Annotated in this window: 17 protein-coding genes; 11 read left to right on the top strand and 6 right to left on the bottom strand. The window is 51.6% G+C overall.

Going from position 1 to position 13,971, the window contains the following annotated elements:
- The first annotated feature begins 438 nt into the window (after nucleotides 1-438).
- The 3 genes from acpP to accA are packed head-to-tail and all read left to right on the top strand — an operon-like array spanning nucleotide 439 to nucleotide 2,890.
- Complete coding sequence (acpP, locus tag Q1K24_RS06750) at nucleotides 439-669, top strand: acyl carrier protein (RefSeq protein ID WP_300362679.1); 231 nt, start codon at nucleotides 439-441, stop codon at nucleotides 667-669.
- A gap of 51 nt (nucleotides 670-720) precedes the next feature.
- Complete coding sequence (locus tag Q1K24_RS06745; protein WP_300367869.1) at nucleotides 721-1,938, top strand: beta-ketoacyl-ACP synthase II; 1,218 nt, start codon at nucleotides 721-723, stop codon at nucleotides 1,936-1,938.
- Between the two features lies 1 nt (nucleotide 1,939).
- Nucleotides 1,940-2,890: an acetyl-CoA carboxylase carboxyl transferase subunit alpha gene (gene accA / locus Q1K24_RS06740; protein WP_300367866.1), complete on the top strand. Its 951-nt coding sequence runs from the start codon at nucleotides 1,940-1,942 to the stop codon at nucleotides 2,888-2,890.
- A 60-nt stretch (nucleotides 2,891-2,950) separates the two neighbouring features.
- On the opposite strand, the gene Q1K24_RS06735 is transcribed toward accA, so the two are convergent.
- From Q1K24_RS06735 to rpmB, 3 genes are all read right to left on the bottom strand, one after another.
- On the bottom strand, nucleotides 2,951-3,178 hold the full coding sequence (locus tag Q1K24_RS06735; protein ID WP_300367863.1) for a DUF465 domain-containing protein: 228 nt from the start codon (nucleotides 3,176-3,178) through the stop codon (nucleotides 2,951-2,953).
- A 47-nt stretch (nucleotides 3,179-3,225) separates the two neighbouring features.
- Nucleotides 3,226-4,413 (bottom strand): bifunctional glutamate N-acetyltransferase/amino-acid acetyltransferase ArgJ, encoded by a 1,188-nt coding sequence (gene argJ, locus Q1K24_RS06730; protein WP_300367861.1) that lies wholly within the window; start codon nucleotides 4,411-4,413, stop codon nucleotides 3,226-3,228.
- A gap of 94 nt (nucleotides 4,414-4,507) precedes the next feature.
- The gene (gene rpmB, locus Q1K24_RS06725) at nucleotides 4,508-4,699 is read right to left on the bottom strand and encodes a 50S ribosomal protein L28 (RefSeq protein WP_300367858.1); all 192 of its coding nucleotides are present in this window, start codon (nucleotides 4,697-4,699) and stop codon (nucleotides 4,508-4,510) included.
- Nucleotides 4,700-4,898: 199 nt separating this feature from the next.
- Between rpmB and Q1K24_RS06720 the strand changes: the two genes are divergently transcribed.
- The 5 genes from Q1K24_RS06720 (at nucleotide 4,899) to Q1K24_RS06700 (ending at nucleotide 9,307) form a co-directional block, all read left to right on the top strand.
- Nucleotides 4,899-5,696, top strand: coding sequence for an HDOD domain-containing protein (locus Q1K24_RS06720; protein ID WP_300367855.1), 798 nt, complete (start codon nucleotides 4,899-4,901; stop codon nucleotides 5,694-5,696).
- The gene (locus tag Q1K24_RS06715; protein WP_300367853.1) at nucleotides 5,693-7,090 is read left to right on the top strand and encodes a chemotaxis protein CheX; all 1,398 of its coding nucleotides are present in this window, start codon (nucleotides 5,693-5,695) and stop codon (nucleotides 7,088-7,090) included. Before Q1K24_RS06720 ends, Q1K24_RS06715 begins: the two co-directional genes overlap by 4 nt.
- Before the next feature lie 91 nt (nucleotides 7,091-7,181).
- Complete coding sequence (gene rpe, locus Q1K24_RS06710; RefSeq protein WP_300367850.1) at nucleotides 7,182-7,823, top strand: ribulose-phosphate 3-epimerase; 642 nt, start codon at nucleotides 7,182-7,184, stop codon at nucleotides 7,821-7,823.
- 48 nt (nucleotides 7,824-7,871) lie between these two features.
- Nucleotides 7,872-8,510, top strand: a complete 639-nt coding sequence (locus Q1K24_RS06705; RefSeq protein WP_300367847.1) for a phosphoribosylanthranilate isomerase — start codon at nucleotides 7,872-7,874, stop codon at nucleotides 8,508-8,510.
- A complete protein-coding gene (locus Q1K24_RS06700; RefSeq protein WP_300367844.1) occupies nucleotides 8,498-9,307 on the top strand; it encodes a 3'-5' exonuclease in 810 nt (269 codons plus the stop codon). Before Q1K24_RS06705 ends, Q1K24_RS06700 begins: the two co-directional genes overlap by 13 nt.
- Before the next feature lie 113 nt (nucleotides 9,308-9,420).
- On the opposite strand, the gene Q1K24_RS06695 is transcribed toward Q1K24_RS06700, so the two are convergent.
- From Q1K24_RS06695 to uvrB, 3 genes are all read right to left on the bottom strand, one after another.
- Entirely contained in the window at nucleotides 9,421-10,605 is a 1,185-nt protein-coding gene (locus tag Q1K24_RS06695; RefSeq protein WP_300367841.1) for a dicarboxylate/amino acid:cation symporter, read from the bottom strand.
- The gene (locus tag Q1K24_RS06690) at nucleotides 10,602-11,138 is read right to left on the bottom strand and encodes a gamma carbonic anhydrase family protein (protein WP_300367838.1); all 537 of its coding nucleotides are present in this window, start codon (nucleotides 11,136-11,138) and stop codon (nucleotides 10,602-10,604) included. The genes Q1K24_RS06695 and Q1K24_RS06690 overlap by 4 nt, the downstream gene beginning before the upstream one ends.
- A 155-nt stretch (nucleotides 11,139-11,293) precedes the next feature.
- Complete coding sequence (uvrB, locus tag Q1K24_RS06685) at nucleotides 11,294-13,267, bottom strand: excinuclease ABC subunit UvrB (RefSeq protein ID WP_300367835.1); 1,974 nt, start codon at nucleotides 13,265-13,267, stop codon at nucleotides 11,294-11,296.
- A gap of 52 nt (nucleotides 13,268-13,319) precedes the next feature.
- On the opposite strand from uvrB, the gene Q1K24_RS06680 reads away from it, so the two are divergent.
- From Q1K24_RS06680 to Q1K24_RS06670, 3 genes are all read left to right on the top strand, one after another.
- A complete protein-coding gene (locus tag Q1K24_RS06680) occupies nucleotides 13,320-13,550 on the top strand; it encodes a hypothetical protein (protein ID WP_300367832.1) in 231 nt (76 codons plus the stop codon).
- An 8-nt stretch (nucleotides 13,551-13,558) separates the two neighbouring features.
- Complete coding sequence (locus tag Q1K24_RS06675) at nucleotides 13,559-13,786, top strand: hypothetical protein (protein WP_300367829.1); 228 nt, start codon at nucleotides 13,559-13,561, stop codon at nucleotides 13,784-13,786.
- Between the two features lie 99 nt (nucleotides 13,787-13,885).
- The coding region (locus Q1K24_RS06670; protein WP_300367871.1) for a type IV pilin protein at nucleotides 13,886-13,971 on the top strand (86 nt) is incomplete at its 3' end.

The raw sequence follows: 13,971 nt of genomic DNA, 5'->3' as shown, positions 1-13,971 counted from the left end.
GGATGAAGTACCGAAAGATCATGAATTGACTCTGCGGAGCATAAGCACCAAGTTCGGTATGGATACGTTAAGAAAAAGAGACCTGCGTCTCTTTTTTAGGCTTATGCGAGCTTGCGGTCTGCAGACTTGCAGCCGGAAGGTCCGGACTGCGTGAATCGGGGATGAAGTACCGAAAGATCATGAATTGACTCTGCGGAGCATAAGCACCAAGTTCTTTGGGTACATGGAGCAAATGATATCTGCGCGTCGTTTGTAGCGTTATGCGAACTTGCAAACGGCATGAAATGGTCGGAAAGCATCCGGTATTTGTGAGTTAATGGCGCAGGGGATGTTTCTTTCAACGGCGTTTGCCACACCAATGCCCAATCCCCAAACAAAACTAACTTTTTTAAAGTTTTTTTTGCTACCATTATGCAATTCATTAAAAAGGAGATTGTAATGGCAATTTTTGACGACGTAAAAGAGGTAGTTGTTGAGCAGCTCAACGTCAATCCGGACGAAGTGAAGATGGAGTCCAAGTTTGTAGAAGACCTGGGTGCGGACAGCCTCGATGTTGTTGAACTTGTTATGGCGCTTGAAGAGAAGTTCGGTATCGAAATTCCCGATGATCAGGCTGAAAAGATTCAGACTGTCGGTGACGCGGTCAAATATATCGAAGAGAACAAATAATACTTCTCCCGCCTCCGGCGGGATGTGATGATTGAAACTAAAGGAGATGGTGTGAGGCGAGTGGTCGTAACCGGACTTGGGATGATAAACGCAGTAGGTCATGATAAAGAGAGTTCTTTTAAAGCCATGCTTGATGGTCAATGTGGCATTGAAAGAATTACTTTGTTCGATGCGAGCAATCAGAGCGTACAAATTGCCGCAGAGGTAAAAGATTTTGACCCGACGACCGTGATGGATCCCAAAGAGGTAAAAAAGGCCGACCGCTTTATTCAGCTGGGGCTCAAAGCCGCTGCCGAGGCGATTGAAGATGCCGGCATTGATGAGAGTGTGGAGCGCGAGAGTTTTGGAGTCAGTTGTGCGTCGGGCATCGGTGGATTGCCGACGATCGAGAAAAACTCCATCGTGCTGCATACACGCGGCCCCCGACGTATCTCCCCCTTCTTCATCCCTTCGGCGCTCGCCAACATGCTGGGCGGTTTCGTTTCTATTGCTCATACACTCAAAGGGCCAAACCTGGGTTCCGTAACCGCCTGTGCAGCAGGTACGCATGCCATCAATGAAGCAGCCAAGACGATCCTTCTGGGCGGTGCCGACCGCATGCTCGTCGTCGGCGGTGAAGCGGCTATCACCGGCATCGGGGTAGGTGGTTTTGCAGCGATGAAGGCGCTTTCGACCCGCAACGATGATCCGCAACATGCTTCACGGCCTTTCGATGCCGGACGGGACGGTTTCGTCATGGGTGAAGGTGCCGGTGCACTGGTTCTGGAAGAGTATGAGGCGGCCAAAGCGAGAGGGGCGAAAATCTATGCGGAGCTCATCGGATTCGGTGAAAGCGGCGACGCGAACCATATCACCACACCGACGATGGATGGCCCGCTGCGTGCCATGAAAGCCGCTATGAAGATGGCGAATAATCCGAAAGTCGATTATGTCAATGCACACGGCACGTCGACACCCATCAATGACCGGAACGAGACCGGAGCTCTCAAAGAGCTTTTCGGTGGCAAAGAGAATTGCCCGCCGGTCAGTTCCACCAAAGGGCAGGTCGGCCACTGTCTGGGCGCGGCGGGTTCCATCGAAGCGGTCGTGGCCATCATGGCGATGGACCGGGGTGTCATTCCTCCGACGATCAATTACGAGACACCGGACGAAGAGTGCGACCTCGACTATGTGACGGATGGGGCACGGGAAGCAAAACTCGATGTTGTCATGAGCAACTCTTTTGGCTTCGGCGGTACCAATGGCGTCGTAATTTTCAAAAAGGTCTGATGTGGCGACCTACCTTCCGTTCGAAGAGAAACTCAAGGAGATAGAGGACGAGATCGCTTCGGCGAAGGTGCGTGGCGATACCGAGGCGGTCGCCATACTGGAAAAAGATCTTGAAAAAGAGCTTTCCAAAGTCTACAAAAATCTTTCGGATTACCAGAAACTTCAGCTTGCACGCCATCCGGACCGGCCCTATGCACTCGATTACATTCGCCTGCTGATGCGCGATGCCATCGAAATCCATGGGGACAGAACATTCCGGGACGATCCGGCTATTATCTGCTATCTGGGTTATATCGGTGATGAAAAATGTCTGGTAATCGGCGAACAGAAAGGGCGTGGTACCAAAAACAAACTCAAGCGCAATTTCGGTATGCCGCATCCGGAAGGATACCGCAAAGCACTGCGTGCTGCGAAACTTGCCGAGAAATTCGGACTTCCGATCCTGATGCTTATCGATACACCGGGTGCCTATCCGGGATTGGGAGCGGAAGAACGCGGACAGAGCGAGGCGATTGCACGCAATCTTCTCGAATTGAGCCGCCTCGACACTATTACAGTTTCGGTTGTCATCGGAGAGGGCGGAAGTGGCGGAGCGCTTGCCATCGGGGTGGCCGACAAGCTCGCAATGATGCGATACTCCATTTTCAGTGTCATTTCGCCGGAAGGATGTGCTGCCATTCTCTGGAATGATCCCGGCAAAGTCGAGCAGGCGACGAAGGCATTGAAAATAACACCGGACGAACTTTTGAAAATGGAGCTCATTGACGATGTCATCGACGAACCCCTGATCGGTGCGCATCGGGACAAAGAGGGTGCAGCCCAGGCGGTAGGCGACTATTTTCTTGCACAGGTTTCCGTTTTGAAAGAGATGGGAACAGAGGAGCGGATGCAGAAACGCTATGGAAAGATGATGAGTTTCGGTGCGTTTTCAGAGCCGGAAAAGAAAGAGTAGGTATTTTCGATTTGAGTAGATAATCGGAGTCCTGCAACAGACTCCGTGATAGGATACCTCTTAGAGGTTGTTCTTCTTTTTGTATTCCAAAATCATGCGATATGCTTCATCCTTGAGGCGAAGCTTCTCTTTTTTCAGTTTTTCGAGCTCCAGGTCATCCATATGCTGGCGTCCCTCTTCGACTTCCGTAACAGTGTCGTCGAGTTCATTGTGTCGTTCGAAAATTTTGGCGAAATGCGCGTTTTCTACTTTCAGTTTGCTGATAATATCGCGATATTCATGAAGCATTATTCTCTCCTGTTGAAATTTTTTTGATTATATTCAAATCTTGCTTATTATGTTCTGTAATCGGCATTGATTTTGACATATTCATGGCCCAGATCGCACCCATAGGCGGTGAATTCCCCGTTGCCGATACCGAGGTCGCAGTGGATCGCAAACGCTTTCTTGCGCATCACGTTCGCTGCCATCGCCTCCCGTTCCTCATCGAAAAGTATCGTACCGTTTTGATAGACTGTTACATCTCCAAACGAGATGGTGAGTCTGTCCGGATCACACATGACGCCGCTCGCACCGATTGTCGACGCGATGCGTCCCCAGTTTGGATCTTCTCCGTAGAGGGCGGTTTTGACAAGAAGCGAATTGGTCAGCGCTTTGGCTGCGATGGTCGCCTCTTCGCGGTTGGCAGCACCCGTTATCTGGAATGCGACGCATTTTGTCGCCCCTTCACCGTCGGCTACGATATTGAGTGCAAGCTCGTGCATCACCTTCTCCAAAGCGAAGGCAAAAGCTTCCCGATTGTAAATGCCCGATTTCCGATTCGAGAGGAGCATGACGGTATCGTTCGTCGATGTGTCGCCGTCGACACTGATGGCATTGAATGTCGAGGCGGCGGCGTTTTGGATCATTGCCTGCATTTCGTCCGACGGAATCGCGGCATCGGTGGTGATGAAACAGAGCATCGTCGCCATCGCGGGGTTGATCATGCCCGCCCCTTTGGCCATTGCACCGATGTTGAAACGTTCACCGCTTTCGAGCTGTACCTCGAATGCAATCTGTTTGTCGCAACTGTCGGTCGTCATGATGGCCTGGGCGGCGGCATCTGCGTTTTGGCTGGAGAGATCGAACGTTTCAAGAGCCCTCATGATCTTCTCTTTCGGGAGTCTGACACCGATGACACCCGTGGAGCTCATGACAGGGTTGACAATCGTTTTGAAATGGACTCTGGCATGATCGAGAATCCGTTCAATATCTTCAATTCCGGCAGTACCGGTCATCGCATTGGCATTTTTCGCATTGATCAATACGAAATTGGTCTGTTGGATCGACTCTTTTTTGAAGTGGAGAATCGGAGCGGCCTGAAATCGGTTTGTCGTAAAAACGGCGCGGATGTCGCAGAGTTCATCAGAGTGGATAAACGCCAGATCCTTCAGGTTGTCCGGTTTCAGTCCGGCGGAAATGCCATCGGCATAAAATCCTTCCGGTGCGCAGACACCGCCGTCAATAGGCATAAGTGTGAACATCGTTGTCTCCTGCAAATCTCTTTCGAAAGAGTAGAAAGGTAGGGAAAAAGTGTGTAGGAAATGCCAAAGGATCCATCCTTTGGCGGAGCAGGACTTAGACGCCCTGTTTTTTCATCGTGCGGAGCGTGGAAGCCGCTACTCTGATTTTTTTGCGTGTGCCGTCTTCGAGCGTGATGCGGACGGTGCGAAGATTTGGCAAAAAACGTCGTTTTGTTTTGTTGTGAGCGTGGCTTACATTGTTGCCGCTCATCGGACCTTTTCCGGTGATTGCGCATTTTCGTGCCATAATTTCAACCTTTGAAAATTGTGTAATAAAAGTCGGGGACTTTAAGTGGGCAAATTCTAGTGCATCAAAGCATAGAGTTTGCTTAAATTAAGGAATAATTTATGAATTTACAGTGTTCGTGATCCTGCCGTTCAATAAGATACAAACAGTTTTACGTTAAAATCATACCAAATATCGAGATTATAAGGTTGTCGAGACGATGGTCACTCCACATGAAATCGCCGAATACATCAAAAATGTACCGCCGCTTCCCGATACGTTGAGAAAAACACTGGATGCACTTCAGCATGGGGAGTTGGCCGACGCGGCGAAAATTGCCGCAGGTGATCCGGCGATGATGCACTACCTCAAACAGGTCGTCAACAGTGCGGCCTATGGATTTCGCAATGAATTGAAGGATGCTTCACAAATCTTTTCGGCTCTTGGGATCGAGCGGGCCAAGCAGCTTCTCTATGCCTATATGGTGACGCTGATCGCGCCCAAAAAATGGCGTTACTTTACGCTCGATTCAAAAGGATTCACCCAGTTTCAGACCGCTTTGATGCGCCGGTGGGAGAAGATTGTAAAAAAAGAGTCCGAAGAGGAAAAATATCTGAGCGGTGCGGCGATCATGAGTGCCGGACTGGTCGTTGCCGATGCCATTTTCGGAGACCATGCATCCGATGTCGCCCTATTACGCGAATCGGGCGATTACGATCTCGATACGATTCTCGAACGGGTCAGTCATCTGCGGTTCGATAGGCTCGTCACAACCATAGCGGAGAAGTGGGAGATCGAAGAGGATGTCAAGCGACTCGTCACGTTGGCTTTCGGAAAAGAGGATTGTGAAATAGATGATCATGTGTGCAGGCTCGCACGTATGCTCCATCTGCTGCTTTTCTATGAACTGAGCCGTCCGCTGATGCTGGATGCGGGTGCCAACGTTTTCATACGTTTCAATACGGAGTTCGCCGACCCGGTGTTTGACACATTCCAGGAGATTGTAGGTATCGAATGAGACCGGTCATCAAAAAACAAAAAATCGCATTCTTCTCTCCGCAGGGATTCCTCGATGGCAACAATGCATCGCAGCTGATTACGGTGCAGGATATGCAGGCTCTCAAATCTTCCAATGTCTCGATGGTGCTCGTTTCGATGAAAAAGGTGATTTTTTTTAACAAAAACGGCATTTCCATCGTACTCGACGCTCTGACCAAGATGCACAAAGAGATGAAGGTGATAATCGGATTTTGCGACTACAATCGGAAACAGTACGACGCGTTCTTCAAGTTTTTCGAAGGGGATGTTTCGTTTTCGCTCTTCAAGACGCTCGATATCGCCATGCTGTTTACCGGTGGTAACGAAGCGAAAGGGGAAGAGGAGAGTGTGCTCATCTACAATGACGATGCGACGCAGCGGAGCATGCAGGCCATCGAGATTTTCGACAGGGGTTACAACCCCGTCGTGGTGCAGACGCTCGATGACTTCACGGCACGTGCCGAAGACAAAGAGAAATTCGTGGAAATCGTCGATCGTACCTACCTGGGACTGATGGGGAACCGAATCGCCGCGAAAACCCGGGGCAATTGTGTTATCTATTATCTCAAAGGGTTTCTCGACGGTTCCGTGACGGAACAGTTCGATGTGATGTACCATCAAAACTCTCTGAAAGTCGGATTTCAGCTTTTTATGTTTGATGCGACCCGTGTCAGTTCGCTCAATATTCATGCCGCCAATTTCTTTTCGAAGCTTTCGACGGCGGGTGCGGAGCATGGCGCCCTGATTGCGATAGTCGGCCTCGATATGGAGAGGACTCCCAGGGCGTTCGTCGATGAGCTCGAAGATGCCGGTATTATGTTTTTCGAGAATGAGACCGACTTTTTTACCGACGAAATCGTTCAGTCGATGAGCGGCGGAGGGGCTGCCGTCAAAAAAGAGAAGCACAAACTGACGAAACCGGTCGTCGCACGTCTGCCGGTGCTGGTCTCTTCGACTATGGATACGCTGCAGATGATGACGAGTATGATGGCATTGAAAGAGGATATGAAGATCCAGCCTTTCGAGCCCAGAGGAAACGATCTGATGGCAAGCTCGATCGCCTTTTATGGTGATATCGAAGGGATGGTCACGCTGGTAATGCCCAGGGAGATGGTGCAGAAATCGTGCACGCTTCTGATTGGCGAAGAGAGTGACGATACGAATGTTCTGGCGGATGCATTGAGCGAACTGGTCAATATCGTCGCGGGGAAGTCGAAGACACAGCTTCAGGAGCAGGGTGTCAATATCAATATCACTTTGCCCAGAAGCTATGTTTCGATTGATGATCTGCATGCGACACTCGAAGGCATGCAGGGGGTTCAGGTTAATTTCAGTTTTGAAGATTATCCTTTCACATTCTATTTGAGCCCATGATTGTGGAAAACGGTAAAGGGTGAACCGTTAGCGGAATGAAGAGAAATCGATTCACCGTTTTCCGTTTGCCATTCACCCAAAAAGGAAAAGCATGCTGGTAGCACCGAGTATTCTGTCGGCCGATTTCGGCCATCTGGCGCGCGATGTCAAGGCGATTTGCGACGGCGGCTGCGATTTTGTCCATGTGGATGTCATGGATGGCCATTTCGTTCCGAATCTGACGATCGGACCGGTTGTCGTCGAAGCGGTAGCCAGGGCGGCGACCAAACCGCTTGATGTGCATCTGATGGTCGAAAACAATACCTTTTTCGTCGACCTTTTCGCACCGTTGAAGCCGGAATATATCTCGTTTCACATCGAGGAGGAGAAGCATCCCCACCGACTCGTTCAGAAAATTCGAAACCTGGGCATCAGACCGGCTATTGTGCTCAATCCACACAGCCGTCCGGAGAGTATCGAGTATCTGCTCGAAGATCTCGACATGGTCCTTCTTATGAGTGTCAATCCTGGATTCGGAGGACAGAAATTCATACCGAGTGTACTGGAGAAGGCGAAGCGACTGAAGGAATTGATCGAAAAGCGCAATCCGAAATGTCTGATCGAAGTCGATGGCGGCGTCAACGACCGCAATGTCCATGAGCTCAAAGCGGCGGGTGTCGATGTGGTCGTGGCCGGCAGCTATGTGTTCAAACACGAAAATATTGCCCATGCCATCGAGTCACTGAAAGTTTAGGATGAGAGTGTGGAATCGCCGCAGTGCGGCTTTGTGAGAATATGAGAGATGAGTATGAAGCAAACTTCCGATTCCTATAGAACACCCCGCGTCAAGATCTGCGGTATAACCACCGTCGAGGATGCCGTGATGGCGGTGGAGGCTGGGGCGGATGCGCTGGGATTCGTCTTTTACGAAAAATCTCCCCGATACATCACAATAGAGGAGGCTCGGGCCATTGTGGAGCAGCTTCCACCATTTGTGGAGCGGGTCGGTCTTTTCGTCAACAAGACGCCGCTCGAAGTCGATCTGGCCTGTGCGGAGAGCGGCATGAGTCTCGCGCAGATCCATTTCGATGTCGATGAAAGCTATCTTCATGCGCTCCATACCAAGTCACTGCCGGTCATACGGGCACGCTCGCCGGAGGATGTATTGAATTTTTCGGGGCGCTATCGGCTCGTGGATGCCTTTTGCGAGAGTTACGGTGGTGCGGGAAAACGGCTCAATCTGGAGTGGTTTGACGGTGTCGACTGTTCCAAAATCATTCTGGCGGGGGGATTGACGCCGGAGAATGTTATGGAAGCGCTCTCCTACGGATTTTACGGTGTGGATGTCAGCAGCGGTGTGGAGTATGAAAAGGGAAAAAAGGATCACGAGAAGATCGCATCTTTCGTACGCAACGCCAAAGGAGCAGTGTGCGGCCGTTGATCGACAATATCGTCGCGGTCATCAAGAAACGCGGCGGCAGAATGGAGCTCGAAGACTTTCGCAGGCTGATCCAGAAGACGCGCGATTCACTTTTCGAAAATGTCGATACGCTGATGGAACTGGTGATCGCATCCGGACTTCCCATCGATATCGAAGGGGACGAAGTGATTCTGGAGACCTGTTTCAGACCGTGGCGGGAGGAGACCTTCTGTGTTGTCGACATCGAAACCAACGGGAGTGTTCCCAAGCGGTCGCAGATCATTGAAATCGGAGCACTGAAATGGCGCAACGGAGAGATCGTCGATCGGTTCGAGTCGTTTGCTGCCTGCAGTTATCTGCCCTACCAGATCAGTGAAATCACCGGCATCAACCCGGAAGATCTGGAGGGGGCCCCTCCGCTCGAGAAGATGCTGCCCCGCTTCAAAGCGTTTCTCGGTGATTCCCTCTTCGTCGCCCACAATGTCAGCTTCGACTACAATTTCATCTCCCACTCGTTCGAACGGTTCGGTCTGGGCGTGCTTGGCAACCGGCGGCTCTGCACGATCGATCTGGCACGCCGTACGATCGAAGCGGAACGCTACGGCCTGGGCCATCTCAATATCGCACTCGATATCAACACACTCGTACACCATCGTGCCTATGCCGATGCGATTACCGCCACGAAAGTTTTGGAGATCGGACTCAAAAATGTGCCCGATGCGATCGTCACGACCGAACAGCTGATTGACTTTACGAAAATGCCGGTCAAAAGGGCGAAAGCCATTTTGGAGAGTGAAAAACTAAAAACTAAAAACTAAAAGTTATGGATGCGGCACAGCCGCTTCCATTTTTGATAAAGTACGCACAATGCGCGGCTCCCATTCATGTGACTACCTACTAAGGCTGCCAAAGGCAGCCGTCTCACTCTTTTTTAAATATATCTGTTTAAAACTTTCGCCGCCAGCAGGTCGCCCCAGACATTGATGGATGTGCGGAACATATCGAGAATCCTGTCCACGGCGGCGATGAGACCGATCGCTTCCAGAGGCAGGCCCACGGCGCTTAGAATCATCGTCATCATCACCAGGCCGGCACCCGGGATGCCTGCCGCGCCGACGGAGGCGAACGTGGCTGTCAGAAAGATGACGATCTGTTGGGAAAAGCCCAGTTCCACACCGTAGCTGTTGGCGATGAACATGACGGCGATCGCTTCGTAAAGGGCCGTGCCGTCCATGTTGACCGTGGCGCCCAGGGGGAGGATGAAACCGGCACTCTCCCTGCGCACGCCTCCCTTTTCGCCTGCCACTTCGATGGAGACCGGCAGCGTCGCCGAGCTGGATGCGGTGGAAAAGGCGATCAGAACCGCTTCACGCACTTTCCTGAAATAGTCGAGTGGGTTGAAACGCCCCAGGAAAGCGGCCAGAAGCGGTAATACGATCAAAGCGTGAATGAAGAGAGCCAAAAGCACCGCCAGGACGTAGCTTTCCAGATCCCAGAGCGTATCGAGCCCCTCTTTGGCAATGACATAGCCGATCAGCGAAAAGACGCCCAGCGGTGTCAGTTTGATGATCCATTCGGCGATTTTGCCCATGGCATCGTTGACGGCTTCGAAAAAGAGTTGCAGCGTTTCGCGTTTCGCCGGTTCGATATGGAGGACTGCCACGGCGAAAAAGATAACGAAAAGAAGAATCTGCACGATCTTTCCCTGGCTCAATGATGTGAAGATGTTGCTGGGGACAAATGAAAGCAAAAGCGATGCGAACGAGTGCTCTTTTGGCGGTGTGATAGCCTCTCCGGCAGCGAGTTGATGGGTGGTAGAGGGATCGATGATATTGACGATGAGCAATCCCATGGTCACAGCGAGTGCCGTGGTGAGAAAGTAGTACCCGAACGCTTTGAGGCCGAGGTTTTTGAGTGCTTCACCACTTCCCAGTGAGACGATGGCGACGAAAACCGATGCAAAGACAAGTGGAATGATCAGCATTTTCAGAAGCATCAGAAAAAGGTCGCCCATCCATTTGAGCGAAAGCATCGTTTCCGGAAACCAGACGCCTGCCAATACCCCCAACACGATGGCAGCGAGTGTCAGGGTTTCGGTTGTAAAAAATCTTTTCATGAGATATGGTGGAGATAGTCGTTTTTAAAGGCGACGTAGCGCTTGGCCGAGGCGTAGAGTTCGGCCACCTCTTCCCCGGTCAGTTCCCGGACGGCTTTGGCCGGGGAACCGATGATGAGGCTTCTGGGCGGGAACTTCTTGCCGCCTGTGACCAGCGCTCCCGCTCCCACGATCGACTCCTTTCCAATGACGGCACCGTCGAGAATGGTGCTGTTCATACCAATGAGGCAGCCATCTTCGATCGTGCAGCCGTGGAGCATGACACGGTGACCGACCGTCACGTCACTCCCGATGATTGTCGGGTGGCCGTCGCTCATGTCGGGTTGTTTGTAGTGGGTCACGTGTATCATCGTCAGATCCTGAATATTGGTGCGGTCGCCGATGCGGATTTTGTGGACATCCCCTCGGATGACACAACCAAACCAGATGGAACACTCTACACCCGTTTCGACATTCCCGATGACGGTACTGTCGGGAGCGATCCACGTGTTTTCGCCAAATGCCGGGAACCACTCTCTGTAGCGAAGCACCATTGCAACTCCTCTTTTTGGGTTAGATTATACTATGGAAACACTCAAATTCCTCACCCATGCGGACTGGAGCGATCCGGTCAACTGGATACCCGTGATCATCGTTGTCTATGTCGCCATCTATATGGTCGGAATCTTGTTCGGGGAAGAGTGACAGATCACAGCTGTTTGATTTTGTTGATCTGGTCCCGGAGCCTCGCCGCCTCTTCAAACTCCAGCTTTTTGGCGGCTTCATGCATCTTTTTCGTCAGCTCTTTGACGATCTTCTGCCGCTCTTTGGCCGGCATCCGTTCGATCTTGCTCTTTTTTTCGTACAGAATACCGTGGTCTTCGAGTTTGAGGTTTTCATCGAGCCGCCGTCCGACCGACTTCGGAGTGATGCCGTGCTCCTTGTTCCATTTCGTCTGCCTCTCTCTGCGGTGGCGGGTGATATCGATGGCGTTTTTCATCGAATCGGTCATCTTTTTGGCATACATCAGAACGCGGCCGTTGAGGTTTCTTGCCGCACGGCCCATCGTCTGGATCAGGGCGGTTTCGCTTCGCAGAAAACCCTCCTTGTCGGCATCCAGGATCGCCACCAGGCTCACCTCCGGCAGGTCAAGCCCCTCTCTGAGCAGGTTGATCCCTACCAATACGTCGAACTCACCCATTCTCAATGCCCGGATAATCTGGTTGCGTTCGATCGCATCGATATCGGAGTGCATATATTTGACACGAAGCCCCAGGTCGTTGTAGTAGGTGGTCAGCTCTTCGGCCATCTTCTTGGTCAATACCGTCACCAAAACCCGTTCGCCCCGTTCGACGACCTTTTTGATCTCGTCATAGAGATGCTCCACCTGATATTCGCTGTCGACCACTTCAACCTGCGGGTCGAGCAGTCCCGTCGGGCGGATGATCTGCTCCGCCACCACGGCCGAAAGTTCGATTTCGAGATCGGCGGGAGTGGCGGATACGAAGAGGTAGTGCGGCGCTTTGTCGATGAACTCCTCGAACTTCAGGGGCCGGTTGTCCAGAGCGCTGGGCAGGCGGAAACCGTACTCCACCAGCACTTCCTTGCGGCTCCGGTCGCCGGCATACATCCCCCGAAACTGCGGCAGGCTCACGTGGCTTTCATCGACGATGATCAGATAGGGCTTTCCTTTCATTTCGAAATAGTCGAGCAGGGAGTAGGGTGTTTCACCAGGCGCCTTGCCGGTCAGGTGTCTTGCATAGTTTTCGATCCCCTTGCACATGCCGGTAGTCTCCAGCATTTCGAGGTCGAATTCGGTGCGCTGTTTGAGGCGTTGATACTCGAGCAGCTTGCCCTCTTTTTTGAACCAGGCGAGCCGCTCCGCCAGCTCCTCTTCGATACTCTTGATCGCCAGCTGCAGTTTGTCGCCTCCGACGATGAAGTTGCTGGCGGCGTAGACGGTCGTGGTTGTGAGATCGCCGATTTTCCGGTTTGTCAGCGGATCGAAAGTATAGATCGCTTCGATTTCATCGCCGAAAAATTCGATGCGCAGTGCCTCCTCCTCGCTGTAGGCGGGGTAGATATCCACCACGTCGCCGCTGAGACGGAAATCGCCCCGGTCGAAGAAGTTGTCGTTGCGTTTGTACCCCATCTCCACCAGGCGCAGCAGCAGGGTCCGCTGATCGATCTCGTCGCCGATTTCGAGTTTCTGGACCATCTTTTTGTACTCGATTGGGTTACCGAGGCCGTAGTTGGCGGAGACCGATGCGACGACGATGACGTCCTCGTATGTCAGCAGGCTCGCTGTGGCGCTTAGCCGAAGCCGCTCCAGCTCTTCGTTGATCGAACTGTCCTTTTCGATGAAAAGATCCTGCCTCGGGATGTAGGCTTCGGGCTGGTAATAGTCGTAATAGCTGATGAAATATTCGACATGATTGTTTGGGAAAAATCCCTTGAATTCGCTGTAGAGCTGCGCGGCGAGCGTTTTGTTGTGGGTCATGATGAGTGTGGGAATCTGCAGCGTCTGGATGATCTTCGCCATCGTGAAGGTCTTGCCGCTCCCTGTGACCCCCAGGAGTGTCTGGTAGCGGTGACCCGCTTCGATGGAGTTGGTCAGTATGCGGATCGCTTCCGGCTGGTCACCGGATGGCTCGAAATCGCTTTTGAGTTCAAATAACGCCACGTCAATCTCTTTTTTGATACAATTATATCAAACGACCTCAAAGGAATTTCGGATGGAAAACATCCCCGTCATCGAGCAGCTTGCGAAAAAAATCGACGAAATAGTGGCCAGACTGAAAACATTGGAAGAGGAGAACAGCAGGCTCCGCAACGAACTGGTTTCCGTCAAGGCGCAGAACGAAGCGAAAGATGTCCAGATCGGGAAGCTGACCGAAGAGTTGACGATGAAAGACCTCGAAATCGAAGAGGTCATCGGAAAGATCGAAGCGATTCTGGGCGAATAGCGGCCGTTATGAAAAAAATCTCTCTCGTCATCGGTGGCAAACGGTATACGATCACACTGGAAGAGCCGTTTGCAGATGCCGTGGAAAAAGAGCTCACGGAGCTCTTCGATCCCGGGAAAGACAATGAAACGAAGATCCTTCTGCAGGCTTTCCTCTCCAAACAGATCGAGTGTCTCGAACAGGAAAAATATCTAAACGAGCTGCTTGAAAAACTCACCATTCACACCGATACATAAAAGTTTTTTTCCATTCAGTTAACTTTTACAGAAATTTGCCGATAATACTTTCGAGCCTTTGTAGCGACAAAGGACAATACTACTTTTCAAGGAGTAACCATGCGACGTGGTTTTACAATGATTGAATTGATCTTCGTGATCGTAATTCTGGGTATTCTGGCGGCTGTTGCCATTCCGAAGCTTGC

The sequence above is a fragment of the Hydrogenimonas sp. genome (assembly GCF_029932565.1).
Taxonomy (GTDB): Bacteria; Campylobacterota; Campylobacteria; order Campylobacterales; family Hydrogenimonadaceae; genus Hydrogenimonas.
This window is presented reverse-complemented; position numbering and strand designations above follow the sequence as displayed.

Excerpts from the sequence above, each read along its gene's own strand:
- acpP (WP_300362679.1), top strand. The coding sequence starts at position 439 with ATGGCAATTTTTGACGACGTAAAAGAGGTAGTTGTTGAGCAGCTCAAC.
- Q1K24_RS06735 (WP_300367863.1), bottom strand. The coding sequence starts at position 3,178 with ATGCTTCATGAATATCGCGATATTATCAGCAAACTGAAAGTAGAAAAC.
- argJ (WP_300367861.1), bottom strand. The coding sequence starts at position 4,413 with ATGTTCACACTTATGCCTATTGACGGCGGTGTCTGCGCACCGGAAGGA.
- rpmB (WP_300367858.1), bottom strand. The coding sequence starts at position 4,699 with ATGGCACGAAAATGCGCAATCACCGGAAAAGGTCCGATGAGCGGCAAC.
- Q1K24_RS06720 (WP_300367855.1), top strand. The coding sequence starts at position 4,899 with ATGGTCACTCCACATGAAATCGCCGAATACATCAAAAATGTACCGCCG.
- Q1K24_RS06715 (WP_300367853.1), top strand. The coding sequence starts at position 5,693 with ATGAGACCGGTCATCAAAAAACAAAAAATCGCATTCTTCTCTCCGCAG.
- rpe (WP_300367850.1), top strand. The coding sequence starts at position 7,182 with ATGCTGGTAGCACCGAGTATTCTGTCGGCCGATTTCGGCCATCTGGCG.
- Q1K24_RS06705 (WP_300367847.1), top strand. The coding sequence starts at position 7,872 with ATGAGTATGAAGCAAACTTCCGATTCCTATAGAACACCCCGCGTCAAG.
- Q1K24_RS06695 (WP_300367841.1), bottom strand. The coding sequence starts at position 10,605 with ATGAAAAGATTTTTTACAACCGAAACCCTGACACTCGCTGCCATCGTG.
- Q1K24_RS06690 (WP_300367838.1), bottom strand. The coding sequence starts at position 11,138 with ATGGTGCTTCGCTACAGAGAGTGGTTCCCGGCATTTGGCGAAAACACG.
- Q1K24_RS06680 (WP_300367832.1), top strand. The coding sequence starts at position 13,320 with ATGGAAAACATCCCCGTCATCGAGCAGCTTGCGAAAAAAATCGACGAA.
- Q1K24_RS06675 (WP_300367829.1), top strand. The coding sequence starts at position 13,559 with ATGAAAAAAATCTCTCTCGTCATCGGTGGCAAACGGTATACGATCACA.